This is a genomic window from Burkholderia sp. 9779_493 (genome assembly GCF_015712215.1).
GTDB classification, from domain to species: Bacteria; Pseudomonadota; Gammaproteobacteria; order Burkholderiales; family Burkholderiaceae; genus Burkholderia; species Burkholderia cenocepacia.
This window is the reverse complement of sequence record NZ_JACCQA010000003.1, coordinates 22411-48147: the sequence shown is the minus strand read 5'-3', so window position 1 is coordinate 48147 and position 25737 is coordinate 22411. Positions and strand designations below refer to the sequence as shown.

The 25737-nt window shown below is 68.7% G+C and carries 24 protein-coding genes; 17 read left to right on the top strand and 7 right to left on the bottom strand.

Annotated features, from left to right (window positions below):
• The 14 genes from H0X95_RS03355 to H0X95_RS03290 all read left to right on the top strand — a co-directional run bounded on the left by H0X95_RS03355 (position 1) and on the right by H0X95_RS03290 (position 14798).
• Positions 1 to 1071 (top strand): acyl-CoA dehydrogenase family protein, encoded by a 1071-nt coding sequence (locus H0X95_RS03355; RefSeq protein ID WP_006494774.1) that lies wholly within the window; start codon positions 1 to 3, stop codon positions 1069 to 1071.
• A complete protein-coding gene (locus tag H0X95_RS03350) occupies positions 1068 to 2219 on the top strand; it encodes an acetyl-CoA C-acetyltransferase (protein WP_059720826.1) in 1152 nt (383 codons plus the stop codon). Before H0X95_RS03355 ends, H0X95_RS03350 begins: the two co-directional genes overlap by 4 nt.
• A gap of 41 nt (positions 2220 to 2260) precedes the next feature.
• The gene (locus H0X95_RS03345) at positions 2261 to 3139 is read left to right on the top strand and encodes an SDR family oxidoreductase (RefSeq protein ID WP_059720827.1); all 879 of its coding nucleotides are present in this window, start codon (positions 2261 to 2263) and stop codon (positions 3137 to 3139) included.
• A 3-nt stretch (positions 3140 to 3142) separates the two neighbouring features.
• Entirely contained in the window at positions 3143 to 4381 is a 1239-nt protein-coding gene (locus tag H0X95_RS03340; RefSeq protein WP_059720828.1) for an acyl-CoA dehydrogenase family protein, read from the top strand.
• Positions 4378 to 5580, top strand: coding sequence for an acyl-CoA dehydrogenase family protein (locus H0X95_RS03335; RefSeq protein WP_006481541.1), 1203 nt, complete (start codon positions 4378 to 4380; stop codon positions 5578 to 5580). The genes H0X95_RS03340 and H0X95_RS03335 overlap by 4 nt, the downstream gene beginning before the upstream one ends.
• On the top strand, positions 5577 to 6377 hold the full coding sequence (locus H0X95_RS03330) for an SDR family oxidoreductase (RefSeq protein ID WP_006481546.1): 801 nt from the start codon (positions 5577 to 5579) through the stop codon (positions 6375 to 6377). The genes H0X95_RS03335 and H0X95_RS03330 overlap by 4 nt, the downstream gene beginning before the upstream one ends.
• Positions 6377 to 6862 (top strand): MaoC family dehydratase, encoded by a 486-nt coding sequence (locus H0X95_RS03325; RefSeq protein ID WP_059720829.1) that lies wholly within the window; start codon positions 6377 to 6379, stop codon positions 6860 to 6862. Before H0X95_RS03330 ends, H0X95_RS03325 begins: the two co-directional genes overlap by 1 nt.
• A gap of 23 nt (positions 6863 to 6885) precedes the next feature.
• Positions 6886 to 8091, top strand: a complete 1206-nt coding sequence (locus tag H0X95_RS03320; protein WP_059720830.1) for an acetyl-CoA C-acyltransferase — start codon at positions 6886 to 6888, stop codon at positions 8089 to 8091.
• Between the two features lie 159 nt (positions 8092 to 8250).
• Positions 8251 to 9213, top strand: a complete 963-nt coding sequence (locus H0X95_RS03315) for a WD40/YVTN/BNR-like repeat-containing protein (protein ID WP_034202296.1) — start codon at positions 8251 to 8253, stop codon at positions 9211 to 9213.
• A 93-nt stretch (positions 9214 to 9306) separates the two neighbouring features.
• Positions 9307 to 11766, top strand: coding sequence for an efflux RND transporter permease subunit (locus H0X95_RS03310; RefSeq protein WP_196445884.1), 2460 nt, complete (start codon positions 9307 to 9309; stop codon positions 11764 to 11766).
• A 67-nt stretch (positions 11767 to 11833) separates the two neighbouring features.
• Positions 11834 to 12913 carry a Rieske 2Fe-2S domain-containing protein gene (locus H0X95_RS03305; RefSeq protein WP_006483025.1) on the top strand — a complete coding sequence of 360 codons (1080 nt, stop codon included), beginning with the start codon at positions 11834 to 11836 and terminating at the stop codon, positions 12911 to 12913.
• A gap of 289 nt (positions 12914 to 13202) precedes the next feature.
• A complete protein-coding gene (locus H0X95_RS03300) occupies positions 13203 to 13406 on the top strand; it encodes a cold-shock protein (RefSeq protein ID WP_006483056.1) in 204 nt (67 codons plus the stop codon).
• Between the two features lie 464 nt (positions 13407 to 13870).
• Positions 13871 to 14134 carry a translation initiation factor IF-1 gene (gene infA / locus H0X95_RS03295; RefSeq protein ID WP_006483034.1) on the top strand — a complete coding sequence of 88 codons (264 nt, stop codon included), beginning with the start codon at positions 13871 to 13873 and terminating at the stop codon, positions 14132 to 14134.
• A 415-nt stretch (positions 14135 to 14549) separates the two neighbouring features.
• Positions 14550 to 14798 carry a hypothetical protein gene (locus H0X95_RS03290; RefSeq protein WP_006494783.1) on the top strand — a complete coding sequence of 83 codons (249 nt, stop codon included), beginning with the start codon at positions 14550 to 14552 and terminating at the stop codon, positions 14796 to 14798.
• 27 nt (positions 14799 to 14825) lie between these two features.
• On the opposite strand, the gene H0X95_RS03285 is transcribed toward H0X95_RS03290, so the two are convergent.
• The 7 genes from H0X95_RS03285 to H0X95_RS03255 form a co-directional block, all read right to left on the bottom strand.
• Positions 14826 to 16205, bottom strand: coding sequence for an MFS transporter (locus tag H0X95_RS03285; RefSeq protein WP_059720831.1), 1380 nt, complete (start codon positions 16203 to 16205; stop codon positions 14826 to 14828).
• A 168-nt stretch (positions 16206 to 16373) separates the two neighbouring features.
• A complete protein-coding gene (dmpG, locus tag H0X95_RS03280; protein WP_006483010.1) occupies positions 16374 to 17405 on the bottom strand; it encodes a 4-hydroxy-2-oxovalerate aldolase in 1032 nt (343 codons plus the stop codon).
• Between the two features lie 16 nt (positions 17406 to 17421).
• Positions 17422 to 18321 carry an acetaldehyde dehydrogenase (acetylating) gene (locus H0X95_RS03275; protein ID WP_006483009.1) on the bottom strand — a complete coding sequence of 300 codons (900 nt, stop codon included), beginning with the start codon at positions 18319 to 18321 and terminating at the stop codon, positions 17422 to 17424.
• A 13-nt stretch (positions 18322 to 18334) separates the two neighbouring features.
• The gene (gene dmpE, locus H0X95_RS03270; RefSeq protein ID WP_034202299.1) at positions 18335 to 19117 is read right to left on the bottom strand and encodes a 2-oxopent-4-enoate hydratase; all 783 of its coding nucleotides are present in this window, start codon (positions 19115 to 19117) and stop codon (positions 18335 to 18337) included.
• A gap of 100 nt (positions 19118 to 19217) precedes the next feature.
• Positions 19218 to 20600 carry a DUF1329 domain-containing protein gene (locus H0X95_RS03265; RefSeq protein ID WP_062910464.1) on the bottom strand — a complete coding sequence of 461 codons (1383 nt, stop codon included), beginning with the start codon at positions 20598 to 20600 and terminating at the stop codon, positions 19218 to 19220.
• 40 nt (positions 20601 to 20640) lie between these two features.
• Positions 20641 to 22206 (bottom strand): DUF1302 domain-containing protein, encoded by a 1566-nt coding sequence (locus H0X95_RS03260; RefSeq protein WP_006494789.1) that lies wholly within the window; start codon positions 22204 to 22206, stop codon positions 20641 to 20643.
• Between the two features lie 155 nt (positions 22207 to 22361).
• On the bottom strand, positions 22362 to 23141 hold the full coding sequence (locus H0X95_RS03255) for an SDR family oxidoreductase (protein ID WP_006483021.1): 780 nt from the start codon (positions 23139 to 23141) through the stop codon (positions 22362 to 22364).
• A 137-nt stretch (positions 23142 to 23278) separates the two neighbouring features.
• On the opposite strand from H0X95_RS03255, the gene H0X95_RS03250 reads away from it, so the two are divergent.
• From H0X95_RS03250 to H0X95_RS03240, 3 genes are read left to right on the top strand one after another with little or no spacing between them, the layout of a single operon-like run.
• Positions 23279 to 24115 (top strand): alpha/beta fold hydrolase, encoded by an 837-nt coding sequence (locus H0X95_RS03250; protein WP_006483031.1) that lies wholly within the window; start codon positions 23279 to 23281, stop codon positions 24113 to 24115.
• 45 nt (positions 24116 to 24160) lie between these two features.
• Positions 24161 to 24949, top strand: a complete 789-nt coding sequence (locus H0X95_RS03245) for an SDR family NAD(P)-dependent oxidoreductase (protein WP_006483065.1) — start codon at positions 24161 to 24163, stop codon at positions 24947 to 24949.
• Positions 24950 to 24986: 37 nt separating this feature from the next.
• Positions 24987 to 25736 carry an electron transfer flavoprotein subunit beta/FixA family protein gene (locus H0X95_RS03240; protein WP_006483005.1) on the top strand — a complete coding sequence of 250 codons (750 nt, stop codon included), beginning with the start codon at positions 24987 to 24989 and terminating at the stop codon, positions 25734 to 25736.
• The last annotated feature ends 1 nt before the right edge of the window (position 25737 follow it).

Genomic DNA, 25737 nt, shown 5'->3' with positions numbered 1-25737 from the left:
ATGGATTTCGTATTCGATGAAGACCAGGAAGCGCTCGCGGACAGCGTGAAGCGCCTGCTGATGACCGAGATGACGCCCGAGCTGATCCGCGAGCTGTGGGCGACGCCAACCGGGCGCTCGGATGACCTGTGGGCATTGTTCGCGTCGCAGGGGCTGACCGCCGTGTCGGTGCCCGAAGCACACGGCGGCCTCGGCCTGACCGAAGCGGAATGGGCGCTGCTCGCGCAGGCCTACGGCTATTTCGGCAGCCCCGAGCCGCTGCTCGACACGGCGCTCGTGTCGGCCGGCGTGCTGGCGCGGCTGCCCGCGAGCGACTGGCGCGACGCGCTGCTGCGCGACATCGCCGAAGGGCGGGCGCGCGTCGCGCTCGTGCATCCGGTGAACCCGTATGCGGCCGACGTGCATGTCGCGGACACGCTGCTGTGCGAACACCGCGGCGAGCTGCACCGCGTCGATCCCGCGCAGTGCGCATGGCGCGCGGTCGACAGCGTCGACCCGTCGCGGCGCCTGTTCACGCTCGACTGGGAGCCGTCGGCGGCCACCCGCATCGCGAGCGCCGACGAAGCCGCGCCGCTGCTGAACCGCGCGCTCGACCATGGCGCGTTCGCGGTCGCCGCGCAACTGCTCGGCCTCACGCAGCGCGTGCTCGACGTCGCGATCGACTACAGCGCGCAGCGCAAGCAGTTCGGCAAGGCGATCGGCTCGTACCAGGCGCTCAAGCATTTGCTCGCCGACGTCGCCATCCGCTACGAGTTCGCACGGCCGGTGGTCGCGCGCGCCGCGCAGGCGATCGCCGACGATCACCCGCAGCGCGCGGTGTTCGTGTCGCACGCGAAGCTCGCCGCGATGTCGGCCGCGCAACTGGCCGCGCGCCACGCGATGCAGGTGCACGGCGCGATCGGCTACACGTGGGAGCTGGACCTGCAGATCTTCATGAAGCGCATCTGGGCGCTGTCCGGCAGTTGGGGCGACAGCGCGTTCCACAAGGCCCGCGTGGCCGACGCGATCCTCGGCGACGCATTGCCGATCGGCCCCGCGCAGACCTTCGATTTCGAGGAAACGAACCGATGAAACAAGCCTATATCGTCGACGCGCTGCGCACGCCCACCGGCCGCCGCAAGGGCGGGCTCGCGCACGTGCATGCGGCGGACCTCGGCGGCTTCGTGCTGAAGACGCTCGTCGAGCGCAACGCGATCCCGGCCGACGAATACGACGACGTGGTGTTCGGCTGCGTCGACACGATCGGCCCGCTCGCGGGCAACATCGCGCGCACCTGCTGGCTCGCGGCCGGGCTGCCGCTGCAGGTGCCGGGCGTGACGGTCGACCGCCAGTGCGGCTCGTCGCAGCAGGCCGTGCACTTCGCCGCGCAGGCCGTGATGAGCGGCGTGCAGGACGTGGTCGTCGCCGGCGGCGTGCAGACGATGACGCAGATCCCGATCTCGTCCGCGATGACCTGCGCGGCGCCGCTCGGCTTCACCGATCCGTTCTCGGGCAGCGCCGGCTGGCGCGCGCGCTTCGGCGACGCGCCGGTGTCGCAGTTCGTCGCCGCGCAGCGGATCGCCGATCACTGGAACCTGTCGCGCGACGCGATGGAGCGTTACGCGCTGGAGAGCCACCGCCGCGCGGTCGCGGCGATCGAGGCCGGTCATTTCAAGCGGGAGATCGTGCCGTTCGAAGGGGTGATGCATGACGAGACGCCGCGCCCCGACACGTCGCTCGACAAGATGGCGACGCTCGAAGCGCTGACGCCGGGCGGCTCGCTGACGGCCGCCGTCGCGAGCCAGACCTGCGATGCGGCCGCGGCGCTCCTGATCGTGTCGGAGGAGGCGCTCAAGCGCTACGACCTCACGCCGCGCGCACGCATTCATCACCTGAGCGTGCTCGGCGACGATCCGCTGTGGATGCTCACCGCGCCGATTCCGGCGACCCAGGCTGCGTTGAAGAAGAGCGGGCTCGATCTGGCGCGGATCGACGTCGTCGAGCTGAACGAGGCGTTCGCGTCGGTTGCGCAGGCGTGGCTGGCCGATACGCGTTTTCCGCACGAAAAGACCAATCCGAACGGCGGCGCGATCGCGCTCGGCCATCCGCTCGGCGCGACCGGCGCGCGGCTGATGACGACGCTGTTGCACGAGCTGGAACGCACGGGCGGCCGCTACGGGCTGCAGACGATGTGCGAAGGCGGCGGCCTCGCGAACGTCACGATCATCGAGCGCCTGTGAGCGCGTCACTTTCACCATCTCAGGATCCACGAGGCACCAGCATGGGAATCTGCAACGGACGCACCGTCATCATCACCGGCGCGGGCGGCGGGCTCGGGCGCGAATACGCGCTCGCGTTCGCGGCCGAGGGCGCGGCGGTCGTCGTCAACGACATCCGGCACGACGCCGCGCAGGCCGTGTGCGACGAGATCGCGCGGCGCGGCGGCCGCGCGCTCGCGAATTCGGACGACATCACCCGGGTCGACACGGCGCAGCGGATCGTCGATGCCGCACGCGCTGCGTTCGGCGACGTGCACGTGCTCGTCAACAACGCGGGCATCTGCCGCGACAAGATGTTCACGAGCATGACCGAAACCGACTGGGACGACGTGATGCGCGTGCATTTGCGCGGCCACTTCTGTCTGTCGAGCGTGCTGGCACGCGCGTGGCGCGACGCCGCGAAGGCCGGTAACCCGGTCGACGCGCGGATCGTCAACACGAGTTCGGGCGCCGGGCTGCAAGGCTCGATCGGCCAGTCGAACTACGGCGCGGCAAAGGCGGGGATCGCCGCGCTCACGCTGATGCAGGCGGCGGAACTCCAGCGCTATGGCGTGCGCGTGAACGCGCTGGCGCCGGCCGCGCGCACGTCGATGACCGAAGGCGTGTTCGCCGACATGATGAAGAAGCCCGAGGACGGCGGCTTCGATTATTTCGATCCGGCCAACGTCGCGCCGCTGGTGGTGTGGCTCGGCAGCGCGCAGTCGGCCGACGTGACGGGCCAGGTGTTCGAGGTCGCGGGCGGGATGATCGCGGTCGCCGAAGGCTGGCGCACCGGCCCCCGTGTCGATCGCGGCGCGCGCTGGGCGGCGGCCGAGGTTGGCTCGGCGGTCGCGCAACTGCTGGCCGACGCGCGGCCCGCGCAGCGCGTGTACGGGAGCTGACCGATGGATCTGGCGCTCACCGACGAACAGGCGATGATCCGCGACGCGGCGGCCGACGTGCTCGCCGAACGCAGCGCGTCCGCCGACGTACGCCGCGCGATCGAGCAATCGGCCGGCCGCGACGATGCGCTGTGGGCCGCGCTCGCGGGCGAGCTCGGCTGGAACGCGCTTGCGCTGCCGGAAGCGGCCGGCGGGCTCGGGCTCGGCGCAGTCGAGCAGACGGTGCTGATGGAGCAGCTCGGCCGGCGCGTCGCGTGCGTGCCGTATTTTTCGACCGCGTGCCTGGCGGCGACCGCACTGGCTGGCTGCCGCGAGGCGGCCGGCGCCACCGGCTGGCTTGCAAAGATCGCCGAAGGCGCGTGCAGCGCGACGCTGGCGCTGCCATTCGAGATGCCCGCAGGTTCGTGGTCGTTGCAGGTCGTCGCGGAAGAGGCCGCGAGCGGCTACGCGCTGTCCGGCGAGATCGCGCAGGTGATCGACGGCGTGCGCGCCGATCTGCTGCTGATTCCCGCCCGGATCGCGAACGAAGGGCAGTCGATCGGTTTGTTCGCGATCGACGTCGCAACGGCAACGGGCCTGACCGTCACGCCGCTCGACACGCTCGATGCGACGCGGCCGATCGCGCGCATCGTCCTCGACGAAACGCGCGTGAGCCGCGACGCGCTGCTCGCCGTCGGCGCCGCCGCGACCCGGACGATGGAACGCACCGCCTGGTTCGCGGCGCTCGCGCTGGCCGCCGAACAGCTCGGCGGCGCGCAGCAATGCCTCGACCTGACGCTCGACTACACGAGCCAGCGCGTGCAGTTCGGCCGGGCGATCGCGTCGTTCCAGGCCGTCAAGCATCGATGCGCGCAGATGATGGTGCTGATCGAAGCGGCGCGTTCGGCCGTACTCGGCGCCGCGCACGCATGGGATGCCGAAACCGGCGCGATGCCGGGCGCCGCGTTGCGCGCCGACATCGCGGCCGCGAAGGCCGCCGCGAACGATGCGTATGCGTTCTGCGCGCAGGAAGCGATCCAGCTGCATGGCGGCGTCGGTTTCACGTGGGAATACGACCCGCACCTCTATTTCAAGCGCGCACAGGCGTCGAGCGCTCAGTTCGGCAGCACGCCGCACCTGCTCGAATGGATCGCATCCCGTGCGATCGACGGCGGCGCATCGCCGCGCGACGAAGCCCGGGCAGCGTCGCCGGTTTCGATCGCCACGCGTGCATCGGCCGCGCGCGCAGGAGCCCTCCAATGAACAGCGAAACGCGTGAACGGCAATTGCGGCACGAAGTGGCGGACTGGGTGCAATCGCACCTGACCGGCGAATTCGCATGCCTGAAATACCGCGGCGGCCCCGGCGACGAGGAAGCGTGGCCCGCGTTGCGCAAGGCGTGGGAGCGCGAACTGGCCAACGGCGGCTGGACCGGCCTCGGCTGGCCGACCCGCCAGGGCGGCCGCGGCTTCTCGGTCGCCGAGCAGGTGATCTTTCACGAGGAATATGCGCGCGCCGGCGGCCCCGGACGGATGGGCCACATCGGCGAAGGGCTGCTTGGGCCGACGCTCGTCGCGTGCGGCACCGACGACCAGCGTGCGCGCTTCCTGCCCGGCATCCTGGCCGGCACGCAGTTCTGGTGCCAGGGCTACTCGGAGCCCGGCGCGGGTTCGGACCTCGCCAACGTGCGCACGCGCGCCGAGCAGGACGCGGACGGCGCGTGGCGCGTGCACGGCCAGAAGGTATGGACGTCGCTCGCGCACGATTCCGACTGGATCTTCGTGCTCGCCCGCACCGATCCCGCGTCGACGGGCAACAAGGGGCTGTCGTTCCTGCTGATGCCGCTCGACCAGCCGGGCATCGAGATCCGGCCGATCCGGCAGCTCAACGGCGGCGCGGAATTCAACGAGGTGTTCTTCGACGGCGCGCGGGCCGACGCACGCGATCTGGTCGGCGCGGCCGGCGACGGCTGGCGGATCGCGATGACGCTGCTCGGCTTCGAGCGCGGGATGTCGACGCTCGGCCAGCAGATGCAGTTCGTCCGCGAACTCGAATGGGTGATCGACGCGGCGCGCGAATCGGGCGCGGACCGCGACCCCGTGCTGCGCCAGCGGATCGGCCGCGCGTGGGCCGGGCTGCGCGTGATGCGCTACAACGCGCTGCGGATGCTGTCCGGCGCGGACGATGCCGACGGCGGCTCGGGTGCGTCGCTGCGGCGCGAGGCGCTCATCTACAAGTACTTCTGGTCGAACTGGCACCGCGATCTCGGCCAGCTCGCGATGGACGCACTCGGCCCGCGCGCGAACGTGCTCGATCCGGCCGACGACAAGCTCACCCATCTGCAGCGCGTATTCCTGTTCTCCCGCGCGGACACGATCTACGCGGGCACCAACGAAATCCAGCTCAACATCATGGCCGAGCGCGGGCTCGGCATGCCAAGAGAACCACGAGGCACAGCATGACCGAACCCCAGATCCAGAAAGCGCCGGCATACGTTCCCGGCCATCAGTTGCTCGCCGGCAAATCGGTGTTGATCACGGCTGCCGCGGGCGCCGGCATCGGCTTCGCGGCCGCGCGCCGCTGCGCGGAGGAAGGCTGCCGCGCGCTGTTCATTTCGGATATCCACGACAAGCGCCTCGCACAGGCCGTCGAGACGCTGCGCGCGGAAACCGGGCTGCAGCAGGTCCATGGCCGCCTGTGCAACGTCGCGGTCGAGGCCGACGTGCAGGCGCTGGTCGCCGAAGCGCAGGACAGGCTCGACGGCGTCGACGTGCTGATCAACAACGCCGGGCTCGGCGGATCGACCCGCATCGTCGATATGGACGATGCCGAATGGTCGCGCGTGATCGACATTAGCCTCACCGGGACGTTCCGGATGACGCGCGCGATGCTGCCGCACATGCAGGCCCGCGGCCGCGGCGCGATCGTCAACAACGCATCGGTGCTCGGCTGGCGTGCGCAGGCGGAGCAGGCGCACTACGCGGCGGCGAAGGCGGGCGTGATGGCGCTCACGCGCTGCGCGGCGCTCGAGGCGTCGCCGTACGGCGTGCGCATCAACGCGGTCGCGCCGAGCATCGCGATGCACGATTTTCTGAAGAAGTCGGCTCCGGCCGATTTGCTGAATCAACTGGCGTCGCGCGAAGCCTTCGGGCGCGCCGCCGAAGTCTGGGAGGTTGCGAACGTGATGGTGTTCCTGGCAAGCGATTACGCGTCGTACATGACGGGCGAAGTGCTGTCGGTCAGCAGCCAGCACGCATGATGGATACGACCCTCGACTCCGTCCGCGCGACGCCGCGCGTGTTCACTCATCCCGGCGAACTCGCGGCCGCCGCCGGCGACACGCTCGGCGCGAGCGCGTGGCTCGCGATCGACCAGATCCGCATCGACGGCTTCGCCGATGCGACGGGCGATCACCAGTGGGTGCACGTCGATCCGGTGCGCGCGAAGGACGGCCCGTTCGGCGCGTGCATCGCGCACGGCTACCTGACGCTGGCGCTCGTCAATCATTTCCTGCCGCAGATCGTGCGCATCGACGGCGCGCGGCTCGGCGTCAACTACGGCTGCGACAGGATCCGTTTTCCCGCGCCGGTGAAGGTCGGCGCACGCGTGCGCGGCGTCGGCGAGCTGCTGCGCGTCGAGCCGCTCGACGGCGGCGTGCAGGCATGGATTCGCGTGACCGTCGAGATCGACGGCGAGGCCAGGCCCGGCTGCGTGGCCGACACGATCAGCCGCTATTACTTCTAGTTTCCGATTCAGAGAGCCAGCACATGGAAGACGCAGTCATCGTTTCCGTCGCACGCACGCCGATCGGCAAGGCGTTTCGCGGCATGTTCAACGACACCGAGGCGCCCGCGCTGGGCGGCCACGTCGTGCGCGCCGCGCTCGAACGCGCGGGCGTCGCGCCGGCCGACGTCGACGACGTGCTGATCGGCTGCGCCGCGCAGCAGGGCACGCAGGGCTACAACATCGGCCGCCTGTCGGCCGCGGCGGCCGGGCTGCCGGCGTCGGTGCCGGGGATGACGATCGACCGCATGTGCTCGTCGGGCCTGATGTCGATCGCGAGCGCGGCGCGCAGCATCGGCGCGGGCGATGCGCGGATCGTCGTCGCGGGCGGCGTCGAGTCGATCTCGCTCACGCAGAACAAGCACAAGAACGCGTATCGCGCGCGTTCGCAGGCCGTGCTCGAGCACCAGCCCGACGCGTACATCGCGATGATGGAAACGGCCGAGATCGTGTCGCGCCGCTACGGCATTTCGCGCGCGGCGCAGGACGCATTCGCGCTGCAGAGCCACCAGCGCACCGCCGGCGCGCAGGCAGCCGGCCGCTTCGACGCGGAAATCGCGCCGCTCGACGTGCGGCGCGCGCTGTTCGACAAGGAAGGCAATCCGGCCGGCCACGAAGCGGTGCGCGCGGCGCGCGACGAGGGCGTGCGCGCCGACACGACGGCCGAGCGGCTCGCGGGGCTGAAGCCGTCGTGGAGCGGCGGCAAGCTCGTCGAGCAGGGCGAGTTCGTGACCGCGGGCAACGCATCGCAGCTGTCGGACGGCGCGGCGGCCGTGGTCGTGATGTCGCGCGCCGAGGCGACGCGTCGCGGGCTGACACCGCTCGGCGCGTTCCGCGGCCTCGCGGTGGCAGGCTGCGCGCCGGACGAGATGGGTATCGGCCCGGTGTTCGCGATTCCGAAGCTGCTGGCGCGCTTCGGGATGACCGTGGCCGACGTCGGGTTGTGGGAGCTGAACGAGGCATTCGCGTGCCAGGCGCTGTACTGCCGCGACACGCTCGGCATCCCGGACGACCGGTTGAACGTGGACGGCGGCGCGATCGCGCTCGGCCATCCGTTCGGGATGTCGGGCACGCGGATGACGATGCACGCGTTGCTCGAAGGCGCGCGGCGCGGCGTGCGGCACGCGGTCGTGACGATGTGCATCGGCGGCGGGATGGGGGCGGCCGCGCTGTTCGACGTCGGCGCATAACACGCGGTAGCGGCACGCGGACGAGCCGCGCCGCACGAGCGGCCATCCATTCAGGACCCTTCGAGGCCGCGGCAACGACCGACGGCCCGGAGACTGGCGGCCGACGGTGGCCGGCGCTTCGGCGCCTGCCGCCGTCGACCGCAGACACAGGAGACAAGCATGAAACGAACCTTGCCCGGACTCGCGATATCGGCGCTCGTGCTCGGCGCCGCGCTGTTCGCATTCTCGCCGCGCCCGCTGCCGGCGTTCCCGGTCACCGCGATCCATGCCGACCGATTGCAGATCAACGGGCTCGCCCGTGCCGGCACGACGCGCATCGTCGCGGTCGGCGAGCGCGGCGTGATCCTGCTGAGCGACGACGCGGGTGCGCACTGGCGGCCGGCGGCGATCGCGCACGACCCGGCATCGACGCTCACGCAGGTGCGCTTCATCACGCCGACGCTCGGGATCGCGGTCGGCCACGACGGGCGGATCGTGCGCAGCGACGACGCGGGCATGCACTGGCGCGAGGTGCACATCGACCACGACCATTCCGATCCGCTGCTGTCGATCTGGGGCACCGCCGACGGCCCGCTGTTCGCGGCCGGCAGCTTCGGCCAGCTGCTGCGCTCGGACGATGCGGGTGTCAACTGGCGGACGGTGAAGACGCCGGCCGGCGACCGCCACCTGAACGCGATCGTCGGTGACGGCCGCGGCAACCTGCTGGTCGCGGGCGAGAGCGGCACGCTGCTGCGCTCGGCCGACAACGGCGTCACGTGGGACAAGCCGCCGTCGCCGTACGCGGGTTCGCTGTTCGGCGCGCTGATGCTCGCGAACGGCGACTGGGTCGCATACGGGATGCGCGGCAACGTGGTGCGCAGCACCGATCACGGCGCGACCTGGACGCACGTCGACAGCCACGTGCCGGTGTCGTATTTCGGCGCGACGCAGCTCGCGGATGGCGAACTCGTGCTGGTCGGCCAGGGCGGCGCGATCGTCGTGTCGAAAGACGGCGGGCTGACTTTCGACGTACGCAAGCTCGGCGGCGTGCAGAGCCTCGCGGCCGTGCTCGACATGGGGCACGGCGCGCTGCTGCTCGGCGGCGAATCCGGTGTCGCGCCGCTCGCCGTGTCGCCGTCCTGACGCGCGGCCCGGCGGCCGCGATCGATGCAGTCGCCGTTTTTCGCCCGTATCCGTTCGTTTCGCATCGCCCGTCCGTCCCGACACGAGAATTCCATGAACGACCTGTCCCGTCCCCCTGAAGCCGTTTCCGCGTCGCGCCTCGCCACGTTCGTCGAGCGCTGCGCCAACACGATCATCCGCCGGCGCCGGCTGATGCTGCTGCTGTGCGTCGCGGTGACGCTCGCGCTCGGGCTGTCCGCGACGCGGCTGAAGCTCGATCCGGGCTTCAACAAGATGATCCCGATGCAGCACCCGTACATGCAGGTGTTCGAACGCTATGCGGGGGCGTTCCCCGGCGCGAACACGATCCTCGTGAGCCTGCGCTGGAAGGGTGACGGCGACATCTACAACCAGACCTTCATGGACGCGCTGCGCCACGCGACCGACGACGTGTTCTTCATCCCCGGCGTGAACCGTTCGCGCGTGTTCTCGCTGTTCACGCCGAACGTCCACTACACCGAGGTGACCGAGGCCGGTTTTCGCGGCGACGTGGTGGTGCCCGGCCAGTTCTCGAGCGCGAACCCGGACGATCTCGCGAAGGTGCGCCGCAACGTCGCGCGCTCGGGGCAGATCGGCCGGCTGGTCGGCAACGACCTGAAGTCGGCGCTGATCCGCGCGGAACTGCGCGAGACCGATCCCGCGACCGGCAAGCGGCTCGACTACAGCGCGGTCGCGCGCCAGCTGGAGGAGATTCGCGCGAAGTACGCGAAACGGGGCATCGACGTGAACATCATCGGCTTCGCGAAGCTGGTGGGCGACGTCGAAGCCGGGATCGCCGGCGTGATGGCGTTCTTCGCGCTCGCGTTCCTCGTCACGGCCGCGCTGCTGTTCGCGTATACGCGTTCGCTGAAGACCACCGCGCTGGCGCTCGTCGTCGCGCTGCTGCCGGTCGTCTGGCTGCTCGGCGCGCTGCCGCTGCTCGGGCTCGGCATCGACCCGATGTCGATCCTCGTGCCGTTCCTGATCTTCTCGATCGGCGTGTCGCACGCGGTGCAGATGACCAACGCGTGGAAGCAGGCGCTGGTGCGCGGCGCGTCGTCGGTCGACGCCGCGCGCGACGCGTTCCGCAAGCTGTTCGTGCCGGGCACCGTCGCGCTGCTGACCAACGCGCTCGGCTTCATGGTGATCATGCGGATCAGGATCGACATCGTGCGTGAACTCGGCATCACCGCATGCCTCGGCGTGCTGCTGATGATCGTGACCAACAAGGTGTTCCTGCCGATCCTGCTGTCGTACACGCGGCTCGAGCCCGGCACGCTGGCGCGCGCGCAGCGCACCGCGGCGGCCGGCGGCAGCCGGATGTGGTCGCGCTTCGCGGTGTTCGCGCGGCCGGCGCCGGCGCTCGGCGTGTTCGCGGTGGCGCTCGCGCTGCTCGCGTACGGCACGCTCGAATCGCGCCGGCTGGAGATCGGCGACATCGGCACCGGCGCGCCGGAGCTGCGCGCGAACTCGCGCTACAACGTCGACAACGCGGCGATCACGCACCAGTACAACATCGGCGTGGACGTACTGTCGGTGATCGTCGAGACGACCGGCTTCGACGACGCATGCCTGCATTACCCGGTGATGAGCGCGATCGAACGGTTCGAGATGAACATGCGCGGCGTGGCCGGCGTGCAGTCGGTGACGAGCGTCGCGTCGCAGGGCAAGGTGTTCATCGCCGCGTTCAACGAAGGCAACCCGCGCTGGGCCGCGCTGCCGCGTTCCAGCGACGGGCTCACGCAGGGCGCCAACGCGTTCGATCCCGACAACGGGATGAACACCGCGAACTGCAAGGCGATCCAGGTCCTGATCTACACGAAGAACCACGAAGGCACGACCATCGCGCACATCGTCGACGAGATCAAGCGCTTCGCGGCCGAGAACCCGACGCCGAACGTCGCGTTCCGGCTCGCGGGCGGCAACGTCGGCGTGATGGCCGCGACCAACGAGGCGGTCGGCGACGCGGAGATCGCGATGCTGCTGTCGATCTTCGGCGCGATCGCGCTGCTCTGCGCGCTCACGTTCCGCTCGTGGCGCGCGGTGCTGTGCATCATCGTGCCGCTCACGCTCGTGTCGATCCTGTGCAACGCGGTGATGGCGCGGCTCGGCATCGGGCTGAAGGTCGCGACGCTGCCGGTGATCACGCTCGGCGTGGGCGTCGGCGTCGACTACGGGATCTACCTGTACGAGCGCCTGCAGCACGACCTCCGCCACGGCGCGACGCTGCCGGACGCGTTCGCCGATGCGATGCGCCAGCGCGGCACGGCGGCGCTGTTCACGGCCGTCACGATGTTCATCGGCGTCGGCACGTGGGCGTTCTCCGCGCTGAAGTTCCAGGTCGACATGGGCGTGCTGCTCGCGTTCATGTTCCTCGTGAACCTGTTCGGCGCAGTGTTCCTGCTGCCCGCGCTCGCCGCCTGGCTCGGCGTCGAGCGTGCCGAGCGCCGCCTGCCGAAGCAGCAGCCGTCGCCGGCGACCCCCGCGCCGCCGCAGCCGGCGCCCGCACTCGAACACGGCAACCCGGTGCGCTGAACGGCGCGCCGATTTTCCCCGCGCGCGGCGGGCCGCCGCGCGCTCTCCACAAGAGGAGTCAACCCACATGTCCGCACGCCCTTACAAGATCGAAGCCCAGCCGCTCGCGCAGCGCTATGCGCGCGGCTGGCACTGCCTCGGCCTCGCCCGCGACTACCAGGACGGCAAGCCGCATACGCTGAACATCTTCGGCCGCAAGCTCGCCGCGTTCGCCGATTCGACCGGCAAGGTCAACGTCGTCGACGCCTATTGCCCGCACATGGGCGCCGACCTGAGCCTCGGCACGGTCCAGGGCGACACCCTCGTGTGCCCGTTCCACGGCTGGGCGTGGAACGGCGAAGGCCAGTGCGCGTCGATTCCGTACTGCAAGCGGATTCCGCCGAAGGCGCGCATCGGCGCGTGGCCGACCTGCGAGGAAAACAACCTGCTGTTCGTGTGGAACGACCCGGAAGGCCATGCGCCGCCGGCCGAGGTCGCGATTCCGCGCCTCGACGTGTGTTTCTCGGACGAATGGTCGGGTTGGGTCATCGACAAGATGGTGATCCACGCGAATTGCCGCGAGCTGGTCGACAACATCTCGGACGTCGCGCACTTCGCGACCGTGCACCGTGCGCCGATCGACTATTTCGCGAACCTGTTCGAGCACCACAAGGCGACGCAGCTGTTGGTCGGCCGCAGCGAGAAGCTGGGCGGCGACAGCCTGACCGCGCTGTCGACCTATTTCGGGCCGGCCGTGCACATCACGCAGATGACGGGGCAGAGCAACGGGCAGCCGATCCATTCGGTGCTGCTGAACTGCCACGTGCCGATCGACATGAACAGCTTCGAGCTGCGGTACGGCGTGATCGTGAAGAAGGTGGCCGGACTGTCCGACGAGCAGAACATGGAGATCGCGAATGCGTACGTGAAGGAAGCGCAGCGCGCGTTCTACGAGGACGTGGACATCTGGCACAGCAAGACGCGGATCGACAACCCGCTGCTGTGCGAAGGCGACGGCCCGCTGTACCAGATGCGCGACTGGTATTCGCAGTTCTACCTGGACGTGGCCGACGTGCGGCCCGCGAGCGTCGCGCGCAAGGCGTTCGAGATGCGCATTCGCGAAGGCGACGCGCCGCCGGCGCTGCATCACGTGTTCGAGCCGCAGTAAGAAAGGGGCAGGCCGGCCGGAAAAGAGGGGCGCATCGAAAGCGCGTCGATCGGCCGGCAACACCCGCCGCAGAAGGCGCGCCGGGCGCCTGCGCTTGTGCGCCGCACCAAAAGAACTTGACGAAACGGCCGCTACCGCGTAGTGTCCGAGACCGAAGTCGTCAAGAAGTTCGATTGCTCATCATTGGCCGCACACCGTGCGGCAGTCGTTGGTCTCTCCCTCTTTGATTCTTTCTGTGCCCGTCGCGGGCGCATGTTCACCATTCGTCATTTGTATTAAGGAAGTATTTGTGGATACCGGTACCGTCAAGTGGTTCAACGAAACCAAGGGCTTTGGTTTCATTTCCCCGGACAACGGCGGCGACGATCTGTTCGCCCATTTCTCGGAAATTCGCGGCACGGGCTTCAAGACCCTGGCCGAAGGCCAGAAGGTCAGCTTCGAAGTGAAGCGTGGCCCGAAGGGTCTGCAAGCGTCGAACATCACGCCGCAGTAAGCCGCATCGGCAGCGGTCGCCGATCGGCGGCCGATGCCGGATGGAGTATCGCGCGGGGCGCTGCCTGACGGCGGCCTGTGCGTTCCGATGCGCACGACCGATGCATCGCGACATTCACGATGCATCGGTCGTGACGCCTCCCTCATCGCATGCCTGAACCGCATGCGACGCAACGCCCTCGCGAAGCGCAAGCCGTTTTGCGAGCGCATCACCGCTTCAACGCATCAACCCGAGCAGACCGCCGCCATGCCGTAGCTGGCGCGGTCCCGACTTGCGCGGCGCTGCTGGCGCCGCAGCCACCGACCGCCCGAACGTCGCAACGCGCCGGGCTCCGATCGCAAGACAGGCCCGAGGCCCGTCTGGACGAACCGATCCCGGCAGCCTGCCGGCCGCCGTCCCGTTTGCGGGAATCGGCGCCGGGCAGTCGCCGGCCGCGGTCAATCACCTTGTCTGGAGGAATTGGTTTGGCAAAAGAAGAACTGCTGGAACTGGACGGAATCGTCGACGAAGTGCTGCCGGACAGCAAATACCGTGTCACGCTGGAAAACGGCGTCGTGGTCGGCGCATATGCGTCGGGCCGCATGCGCAAGAACCACATCCGCATTCTCGCGGGCGATCGCGTGACACTCGAACTGTCGGTGTACGACCTCACCAAGGGCCGCATCAACTTCCGGCACAAGGACGCGAATTCGCCGCGTCCGCCGCGAAGCGGGCAGCCGCGCCGCTAAGCGGCCACCATCGGTGCGCAGCAGCGCGCACCGATCGACACCCGTCCGGCCGCACGGCCGGACGAACCGGCTGAACGGCGCACGGTGTGCCGTTCGCCGGTCGCCGCGGCGCCATCGCGCCGCGGCGGCTTCTCCCGCCTTTGCCGGCGCCGTGCGTGTACCACGCTCAGGCGGCCGCGTCCTGCAGCAAGTCTCCCCTGTTCCGAACCGCACGAGCCGGGCGAAACGCATCGTCGTCCGCACCGGCCGGCGACTGAACGCACCCGTTGCGACGTCGTTCGCCGGCGGCTTTACGCGCGGGCCGGCGCGGTCGTACACTCGTCGGCAATTCGCGGCCCGCACGCGGCTTTCAATCCCTTCGGTGCGGGCTCGTCACGACAACCTGCCGGACCGATTGTCCGCAAAGGATCCGAGCATGAGTACCGCCCCGACGCCGGACCCGCGCGATGCGCTGCCCGTGCGCGATGGCACGAGCCTGATCGCCTATCTGCACATCCTGAGGAAAGCGCATGCGGCGCTGGTTGGCCAGGATCACGCGCATCAGCGCTTCAGCGAGATCGTCACGCGCGGGCAGGCGCGCCAGTACATCGAGGAACTGATGCCGGTGCTGCTGCGCAAGCGCGCCGAGCACCGGGCGCGCAAACATGGCGGGAAGCACCATTGAGCGAACGGCGGGTGCGCATGTGTCGCGTCATGCCGCCCGCTGCACGCTGACCGCCGATACCGCCGCGCCCGTCAGTTGAACCGCCGCGCCGGCGAGCATCGCGACGCGCAGGCCGGCCGCGCCGCCATGCGCGGCTGCGAACGCCGTGCCGAGCACCGCGATGCCGAGCGTCGCGCCGGTCATTCGCGCGACGTTGACGAGCGCGCTGGCGGTGCCCGAACGCGCCGCGTCGACCGCACCGACCGCGACGGTCATCAGCGGGCCCGTCGCGATCCCCATCCCGAGCCCCGTCAACGCCAGCCCGATTTCGGCGCCGAGCAGGCTCGCTGACTCGGCCGATGCGCCGATCGCGGCGAGCCCGCTCGCGATCACCGCGACACCGCCGGCCGTCGTCGCACGCGTGCCGATACGCTCCGATAACGGCCCCGACCACGGCGACACGACGACGAACACGAGCGCCATCGGCAGCAGCGCGAGCCCCGCGCCGGTCGAATCGAGGCGGCCGACGCTTTGCCACGTCAGCGGCAGCAGGAACAGCACGCCGTACATTCCGAACGTCATGCCGGTGGTCGCGGCGATCGCGCCGCGAAATGCGCTGATCCGGAAGAGGTCCAGCGGCACCAGCGCGGATTCTCCGTGGTGGCGCTCGATCGCCACGAACGCGACGAACGACGCGACCGCGATGCAGCCGGCGATCGTGCCGGCGACCGGTGCGTCGCGGAACACGATCGCCGCATACGCGAGCGCGCCGAGCGCGAGTGCGCCCGCGACTTGCGCCGCACCGTCGAAATGACGGCCGTGCGGATCGGACGATTCGGGCACGGCCGGAATCGCGAGCAGCATCGCGGCGACGCTCAGCGGCACGACGACGAAAAAGATGCTGCGCCAGCCGAAGTGCCGGATCAGCACGCCGCCGAGCGTCGGGCCGAGCGCCATCGCGACGCCGTTGCACGCGGCCCAGATGCCGAGCGCGCGGCCGCGCGCGACCGGATCGCGCCACACGACGCGCACGATCGCAAGCGACGCCGGCAGTAACAACGCCGCGCCGACGCCGGCCAGCGCACGTGCGGCGATCAGCACCGATACCGATGGCGCGAGCGCGCACAGCAGCGACGCAAGCGTGAAAACGGCCGTGCCGGCCATGAAGATGCGGCGCCGGCCGTACAGGTCGGCGAGCAGGCCGCCGGTCAGCAGCAGCACCGCGTACGTGAGGTTGTAGCTGTCGACGACCCATTGCAATGCACCGACACCGGCGTGGAAATAGGCGCCGATGGCGCGCGTCGCGAGATTGACGACGGCCGTGTCGACCTGCGCGACGAGTACGGCGAGGCACAGGGTCAGCAGGGTGACGCCGCGCCGTTTGACGGCGCGCTCGGCCAGTGCGGCCAGTTCTCCGGTATGGGCCACGGGCGATGCTCCTCGGGTGTCGGACGTTCGAGCTTAGGGGCCGCCTGCTGACAGCGTGGTGTCAGCAGGCGGGCGCCCCGGGCGCGCGCAATCGACATGCCCGTGCATCCAACGACGAACGGGGCTTGCGCCCCGTTTCCGTTGGTTGGCCGTGAACGACCGCGTCGCCTACGCCGCCACCTCCCGCGCCCGCACCATCGTCAGCGCCGCGTCCTCGATCATGTCCTCCTGCCCGCCGACGAGCCGCTGACGGCCCAGCTCGACGAGGATGTCGCGCGCCGGAATTCCGTACTTCGCTTCCGCACGCTTCGCGAACAGCAGGAACGACGAGTAGACGCCCGCATAGCCGAGCGTCAGCGCGTCGCGGTCGAGACGGATCGGCGCATCCATGATCGGCACGACGAGATCCTCGGCGACGTCGGAAATCGCGAATACGTCGACGCCCGTTTCGATCCCCATCCGGTCGCACACCGCGACGAACACTTCCATCGGCGTGTTGCCCGCGCCGGCGCCGAGGCCGGCCGCCGCCGCGTCGATCCGGTTCGCGCCGGCGGCGACCGCCGCGACCGAATTTGCGACGCCCATCGCGAGGTTGTGGTGGCCGTGGAAGCCGAGCTCCGTCTCCGGCTTCAGCGCGTCGCGCACCTGGCCGATTCGCGCGGTCACGTCGTCGGGCAGCATGTGGCCGGCCGAATCGGTGATGTAGATGCAGTTCGCGCCGTACGACTCCATCAGCTTCGCCTGCACGACGAGCTGTGCCGGCGACGACATGTGCGCCATCATCAGGAAGCCGACCGTGTCGAGCCCGAGCGTGCGTGCGAGGCCGATATGCTGCTCGGACACGTCGGCCTCGGTGCAGTGCGTCGCGACGCGGATCGTGCCGACGCCGAGTGCGTGCGCCATGCGCAGGTGCTCGACGGTGCCGATGCCGGGCAGCAGCAGCGCGGACACCCGGGCCTGTTTCAGCTCCGGAATCACGGCGCTCAGGTATGCCTCGTCGGTGTGCGCGGGAAACCCGTAGTTGACCGACGCGCCGCCGAGGCCGTCGCCGTGCGTGACCTCGATCAGCGGCACGCCGGCCGCGTCGAGCCCGCGCGCGATGTCGCGCATCTGGTCGAGCGTGATCTGGTGGCGCTTCGGGTGCATCCCGTCGCGCAGCGACATGTCGTGGACGGTGATCTTCTTGCCTGCAAGTGACATCGTGTGGCTCCTCGGCTCAAGCGGTGGCGGCCGTCGCGGCCAGCATCTGTTCGGCGAAACGCTCGGCCGTGGCGGCCGCGGCGGCGGTCATGATGTCGAGGTTGCCCGCGTACTTCGGCAGGTAGTCGCCGAGCCCCTCGACTTCCATGAACACCGACACGCGATTGCCGTCGAACACCGGGCCGTTCTTCAACGTGTAGCCGGGCACGTAGCGTTGCACTTCCTTGACCATCGCATGCACGGACGCGGTGATCGCGTCGACGTCGGGCGGCCCGTCGGTCAGGCAGTGGATCGTGTCGCGCATGATCAGCGGCGGCTCGGCCGGGTTGATGACGATGATCGCCTTGCCCTTGCGTGCGCCGCCGACCTGTTCGATCGCGCCGGACGTCGTGCGCGTGAACTCGTCGATGTTCTTGCGCGTGCCGGGGCCGACCGAGCGCGACGACACGGTCGCGACGATCTCGCCGTACGCGACCGGCTGTACGCGCGACACCGCATACACCATCGGAATCGTCGCCTGGCCGCCGCAGGTCACCATGTTCACGTTCGTCTGCGCGCTGTCGAGATGCGCATCGAGGTTCACCGGCGGCACGCAATACGGCCCGATCGCCGCGGGCGTCAGGTCGATCATCTTCACGCCGAGCGCGGTGAGCTTGTCGGAATTGTCGCGATGCACGTATGCCGACGTCGCGTCGAATGCGATGCGGATCTCGTCGCCGACGACGTGCGGCAGCAGCCCGTCGACCCCCTTGTCGGTGGTTTTCAGGCCGAACTCGCGTGCGCGTGCGAGGCCGTCGGATGCCGGGTCGACGCCGACCATCCACACGGGTTCGAGCACCGGCGAACGGCGCAGCTTGTACAACAGATCGGTGCCGATGTTGCCCGGCCCGATCAATGCGCATTTGATTTTCTTCATCGGGAGTGTTCCTTTAGATAAAGCGGACGTCGCAGCCGCCGATGCCGGCGATGTGCATCGACAGCGTGTCGCCGGCCGTGACCGGAATCAGTTTCGCGAGCGAGCCGGACAGCACGATCTCGCCGGCAAGCAGCGGCACGTCGTAGGCGGCGAGCGTGTTCGCGAGCCACGCGACCGCATCGGCGGGATGGCCGAGCGCCGCATCGCCGCGACCGCGCGCGACGGGCTCGCCGTTTTTCTCGATCGTCATCTCGCAGGCGGCGAGATCGAGCGTGCGCGGATCGACGCGCGCATCGCCGAGTACGTACACACCGCACGAAGCGTTGTCGGCGACGGTGTCCTCGATCCGGATCGCCCAGTCGCGGATGCGCGAATCGACGATCTCGAAGCAGGGCGCGACGGCGGCCGTCGCGGCGATCACGTCGGTGCGGTCGATGCCGGGGCCGCGCAGGTCGTGCGCGAGGATGAACGCGATCTCGCCCTCGGCGCGCGGCGCGATCAGCGAGTCGGTCGCGATCGCTTCGCCGGCCGCATGGTGCATGCCGGACAGCAGGATGCCGAAATCGGGCTGGCGCACGTTGAGCATGTCCTGCACGGCCTGGCTCGTCACGCCGATCTTCTTGCCGACGACCGCTTCGCCGTGTTCGACGCGGCGTTCGATGAAGCGCTGCTGGATGAGATAGGCATCGTCGAGCGACAGACGGCGCGGGCGACTCGACAGCGGCGCGACCGGCGCGCGCGCGTGCCACGCGGCGTACAGCTCGTCGCCGAGCGTCGTATGCAGGCGGGAAGACATGAAAGGGCCCTCGAATGGAAAAAGGCCGCCGTTGCGGGCGGCGTCGTGCGCCGGAGCGGGGACTCCGGCGCGTGGAGCGCGGGCAGGCCGCGTCGATCGATCAGTTGCCCGAACTACGGATCGCGTCCGGCGAGAAATACGCTTCGCTGAACTGCGGGCTGTTGTCGAGCTTCGGCATCGGTCCTTCGTTGGTGAGGCGGTCGGCCATGTACGCGCCGGAGATCAGGTCGTGGAAGAACACGACGCCCGGATAGAACGTCTTCGCGTCGTACGCATACAGCGTCGTCGCGACGTTGGTGCGCCACAGCTGGCCGCGCGCGTCGTAGTTGTCGGCGAGCAGCGTCATCCAGGAATCCTCGTCGATGTACAGCACGCGCTTCGCATACTGATGACGGTAGTTGCTCTTCAGCGTCGCCTGCAGCACCCACACGCGATGCAGCTCGTAGCGGATGTACGCCGGGTTTTCATGCCCCTTGGTCAGCAGGTCCGCATACTTGACCGAGCTGTCCATCGCCTTGTAGTTGTCGTACGGCACGTAGATTTCGCGCTTGCCGACGATCTTCCAGTCGTAGCGGTCGCCGGGGCCGTTGTACAGGCGATCGTCGTCGACGGTGCGAAAGCCGCCCGGGCCCTGCGGCTGGTCATAGCCGTATTCCGGCGCCTGGCGCACGCGCCGGGTGCCGGGGTTGTACATCCACGTGCGCGACGCGTTGTCCGCGCCGGCCTTGTCCCAGTTCTGGAAGCCGACGATCAGCGAGCCGCGGTCGGACAGCGGCAACTCCGTCGCGTTGCGGTAGAACGTGCGGTTGTTCAGGTCATTCTTCACGTCGTACTTGCCGACGTTGCGCGGCGAGTAGATGTCGTAGCGCACCTTGCCCCACGCGATGTTGCCGTCGGAATAGACGACCGCCTGGTCGTAGGTTGCCTGTTCTGCACCGATCGCCGACGACATGCGCTGATTCCACAGCAGCTCGGCGGCCGTCTTCGGGATCGGATAGGGCACCTGCGGCGGCGCGTTGGTCAGCCCGTTCGCGTCGGACGTCATCGTCGAATCGGGCGCGTACGTGCGGATGTCCTTGTAGACGGAATCGGTGTAGCGGAAATCGCGATGACTCGGGTAGACGTTGATCTTGAACGTGGCCGGATAGCGCTTGAACATCGCCTTCTGACCGTCGGTCAGATGCTCCGCATACTGCGCCATGTTGTCCGCGGTGATCGTCGCGATCGGCTTCTCGTTCGCGAACGGATCGGGGTAGCGGCCGCCGCGCTTGTACTGCACGTCGGGCGGCGTGCCGAGCCACTTGCCCGACCACTCCGGCACGCCGTTGTCCTTGCTCGCGGCGCGCAGCGCGCCCATCGGCGTCAGCGGGCCGTCGAGCGCCTTCAGGTCGTCCGGCGTGACCTTCGGGAACGACGCCGTCGCGACGACCGCGCACGCGGCCATCACCGAGGCGCGAAGGAGGGGGAGATGAATGCGTTTCATATCGATCCTCTTGTTGCTGAGTGACGAGCGGCCGGGCCGCTCAGAAGTGATAGGTCGCCGTGGCCAGTACGTAGTCGCGATCCGAGAGCGGACGCGTGACCGGGTTCGGCGAGCCGAGGAACTTGGCATAGACGAGCGACAGCTGCAGGTTGCTCAGGCGCGTGAAGGTCAGGCCGGCCGTCACGCGGTGATCGCCCTGGCCCGTCAGCGAGCCGAGCGCGCCGGCGAGCGGCGACGTGCCCGTCAGGTCGTGCGTGTAGGTCAGCGGCACGTCGAGATCCCAGCCGTTGAACACGTTCTTGTAGCTGAGCGTCCACGCGATCTCCATCGCGAGCGCGTTGCGCGAATTCGACAGCGTGGTCGAGCCGTCGAGCGCCGAGATGCTGCCTGCGTGCACGTACGTGAGTTCGCCGATCAGCGATTGCGAGTTCGCGAGGAAGCTCGGCCCGATCGAGTAGATGCCGGACAGGTTGGTCTGCAGCACGTTCGCGCGGGTCGACTGCGGGCCGGTCGCCGTATTGACCAGCACGGCCGCGCCCTGGCGGTACGACACTTCGCCCGCGACGTTCACCGGGCCGACCTGCGTCGAGAAGCTCGCGCCGGTCAGCTTGATGTTGCTGAAATACTTCTGCTGGTACTGCAGCGTCGGGAAGTACGTCGTGACGACGCTCGGGTTCATGTCGTTGTAGTGCAGGTGGTACACGCCGAGCTCGGTGTCGCCGAGTATGCGAAAGCGCGCGCCGATCCCCCACTGGTTGCGTGCGCTCGGCTTGTCGTCCGGGCCGCGCGGAATGATCATCCCGCCCGGGCCGATGATGTATTGCGCGCCGGGGCCCGTGACGTCGGAGTAGCTCCAGTACGTGCCGGGCGCGGTCAGCCGGTTCTGCTGGTACGAGAACTGGTAGTAGCCGAGCAGGCTGAAGTTCGGCGTGATCTGCCACTGCGTCGAGATCTGCGGCACCGGCAGCAGGATGTCCTTGACCTCGGCGCCGGCCATGTACGACTTGGTCGCGTCGGACGGCCCCTGTGCGCCCGCGATGTTCGGGAAGAACAGGCTTTCGCCCCAGGCGACCACCTGATCGCCGACCTTCACGTTCAGGCTCGTCGAACCGAGATGGAACGTGTTGTACGCATACGCGGCGAGCAGCGTCGTGTGGCCGCCCGACCAGTAGCGCGCGTCGCTCGTGAAGTCGTTGTACTGGCCGGAGTGGTTCACGGTGCCCGGCGCGTCGTTGTAGTTCGGGCGCCGATACGCCTGGTCGTAGAACGTGTCCGCGCGAACGAATATCCCCCAGTCGTCATGCTTCAGGTTCACTTCGCCGAGCAGGCTGACCTGGTTCTCGATCAGCTTGTTCTTCGCGAAGTTGCGATCGCCGTCGTCGCCGTTGATGTTCGCCGGCGTCAGCAGATTGCCGCTCGGCGCACGGGTGCGCATGCCGAGGCCGTAACTGAGCGTGAACGTATAGTCCAGCGTCGTGTCGGCGCCGAGCGCGATCGTGCTGCCGGCGTGTGCGTCCGGAACGGCGCACGTCAGCAGCGCGGCGGCCAGCGTCGACAGCGTGGCGGCGGCCCGCTTGTCGGTACGGCGCGAAATCCGTTGATGCATGGTGTCTCCTCTTGGGGTATCGACGACGGTCGACTCTGTGTGTTGTCGTGAGAGGCAGAGTAGGGAGATCGCGGTAGCAGGGAATCGTCAAAATGAACTAGAGGACTTCCCTAGCATCGGCAACGACCGGCTGCGCACCGTGTGCGTCGCATGGTTCAGCGCGCGTCCGTCCGTGCGGCCGACAGGAACGCGGGCCGTTCGCCGCCGCCGTCGAGTCGCAGGTTCGCGCCCGACGTGTACGACGCGTCGGGCGATGCGAGGAACAGGCAGGCGGCGGCGACGTCGTCGGGTGTCGCGAGCCGGCCGGCGGGAATCGTCGCGCGAATCGCGTCGAGCGCGGCATCGTCGCCGTAGTGGCCTTCGGTCGCCGCGTCGGTCTGCACGAGGCTCGGGCTGATCGCGCACACGCGCACGCGCGGCGCCCACTCGACCGCGAGCGACGTGACCGCGTTGACGAGGCCGGCTTTCGCGGCGCCGTACGCGGCCGTGCCGGGCGACGGTCGCGATGCGCTGACGCTCGCGATGAACAGCATCACGCCGCCCGTGGACTGCGGCTGCATGATCGCGTTCACGCGTTGCGCGAGTTGCAGCGGCGCGATCAGGTTCAGCCGCACGATCGATTCGGTGAAGCGCGGCGACGCATCGGCCGCGAGCGCGAACGGCGAGCCGCCCGCGTTGTTGACGAGCACGTCGAGGCCGCCGGCCATGTCGCGAATCGTCGCGAGCATCGCGTCGACCTGCTCGATGTCGCGCAGGTCGGCCGCGACGAAGGCAGCCGTGCGGCCATTCGCCGACGGCGGCGTATCGGGCGCGCTGCGTCCGCAGACGAACACGCGCGCCCCGGCCGCGAGGAACCGTTCGGCGATGCGCCGCCCGATGCCCTTGGTGCCGCCCGTCACGAGCACCGTCTTGCCGCTGTAGTCGAATCCGTTCATCGTCGCCTCCGTTTCGGTGGACCGATGATAGGAACAAGTGCGCGCGGCTTCGTAGTCTGAAAGGATGATGCCGGCCTGCGCCGGCGGCGCAATCATCGTGGCAGGCATCCATCGAACGACGAAGGAGACAACCCGCGATGACGACCCCCACGACGCCGCCGGCCGGCATCTTCACCGACGTACCGGGCGGCATGCGCCTGCATCATTTCGAGGCGGGCGAGGGCCGGCCGGTGGTGTTCATTCACGGCAGCGGGCCGGGCGCCAGCGGCTTCAGCAACTTCAAGCACAACTATCCGGCGTTCGCGGCGGCCGGCCATCGCGCGATCGTCGTCGACCTGCCCGGCTACGGGCAGTCGTCGAAGCCGTCCGACGTCGCCTATACGCTCGATTTCTTCGTCGGTGCGCTGCATGCGCAACTCGCCGCGCTCGGGATCGGGCCGGCCGTCCTGCTCGGCAATTCGCTCGGCGGCGCGATCGCGCTGAAATACGCACTCGACTACCCGGACGAAGTGGACGGGCTGATCATGATGGCGCCCGGCGGCGTCGAGGATCGCGACACCTATTTCCGGATGGAAGGGATTCAGCGGATGGTGAAGCTGTTCACCCATCGCCAGATGAATGACGACACGATGCGCGAACTGCTGACGCTGCTCGTGCACGATCCGGCGATCGTCACCGACGCGCTCGTCGCCGAGCGGATGAAGGTATGCGTCGAGCAGCCGACCGAAGTGCTGTCGACGATGAGCGTGCCGAACCTGACCGCGGCGCTCGGCGATCTGCGCAGCCCGGTGCTCGGTTTCTGGGGTACGGACGATCGCTTCAATCCGGTCGGCGGCGCGCTGACCTTCCTCGAACGCTGCCGCGATGCGCGCTTCGTGCTGATGAACCGCTGCGGCCATTGGGTGATGGTGGAGCACGCCGATTATTTCAATCGGGAATGCCTCGATTTTCTTGCGGCGCGGAATACGCGATAACGCCGGATGCGCTCGAAGGCGCCCATCCGAATACAAGGAGACGACATGAAACTCATCGAAGAACTGTTCGACCTGCGCGGCAAGGTGGCCGCGATCACCGGCGGCGCGCGCGGTATCGGCGCCGAGACGGCGCGTACGCTGGCCGCGGCCGGCGCGAGCGTCGCGATTCTCGACGTGCTGTCGCAGCCGGCGCAAGCGCTGGTCGAGGACATCCGCGCACAGGGCGGCCAGGCCGCATTCTGGTCGCTCGACGTCACGCACGAGGCGGATGTGGCGCGCGTGTTCGACGAGATCGTCGCGCGCTTCGGGCGCCTCGACGTGCTCGTGAACAACGCGGGCATCGAAGGGCACAACGTGCCGACGCACGAGCTCACGCTCGCGCAATGGCAGCGCGTGCAGGACGTGAACGTCAACGGCGTGTTCCTGTGCACGCGCGCGGCGATTCCGCATATCGACGCAGCCGGCGGCGGATCGATCGTGAACCTGTCGTCGATGTACGGGATCGTCGGCGGCCCCGACGTGCCCGCGTATCACGCGTCGAAGGCCGCGGTGCGGATGATGGCAAAGGTCGACGCGATGCTGTACGCGGCGAAGAACATCCGCGCGAACTCGGTGCATCCCGGCTATATCCGCACGCCGATGCTCGAGGACGCGTTTCGCCAGATGGGCCAGGACCCCGATCGCGCGTTCGAGTACATGCAGACGCACGTGCCGATGGCGAAGATCGGCAATCCGCGCGATATCGCGGCCGGCATCCTGTATCTCGTGTCGCCGGCAGGCCGCTACGTGACGGGCGCGGAGCTCGTGATCGACGGCGGGTTTACCGCGCGCTGATACGGCGCGCTTGCGCAACGGAACAGGAGACAGGCAGTTGAAAGTGCTCGTGGCAGTGAAACGCGTGGTCGACGCGAACGTGAAGGTCGGCGTGAAATCCGACCGGACGGGCGTCGATATCGCGAACGCGAAGATGTCGATGAACCCGTTCGACGAAATCGCGGTGGAAGAAGCGGTGCGGTTGAAGGAGGCTGGAGTCGCGACCGAAGTGGTCGCGGTATCGGTGGGTGTCGCGCAGGCGCAGGAAACGCTGCGCACGGCGCTGGCGATCGGCGCGGATCGCGCGATTCTCGTCGAGTCGAATGAAGGCGTCGAACCGCTGGGCGTCGCGAAGGTGTTGAAGGCGCTGGTCGACCGGGAGCAGCCGCAATTGGTGATACTCGGCAAGCAGGCGATCGACGACGATGCGAACCAGACGGGCCAGATGCTCGCCGCGCTGGCCGGTCTGCCGCAGGCGACGTTCGCGTCGAAAGTCGTGATCGCCGACGGCCATGCGACGGTGGCGCGCGAAGTCGACGGCGGCGCGCAGACGCTGTCGCTTCGACTGCCCGCGGTCGTGACGACCGACCTGCGCCTGAACGAGCCGCGCTACGTGACGCTGCCGAACATCATGAAGGCGAAGAAGAAGCCGCTGGAAACGGTGAAGCCCGACGATCTCGGCGTCGACGTATTACCGCGCGTGAAAGTGCTCAAGGTGAGCGAGCCGCCGAAGCGCGCGGCCGGCGTGAAGGTGCCGGACGTGCAGACGCTGGTCGGCAAGCTGAAGACCGAAGCCAAGGTGCTGTAAC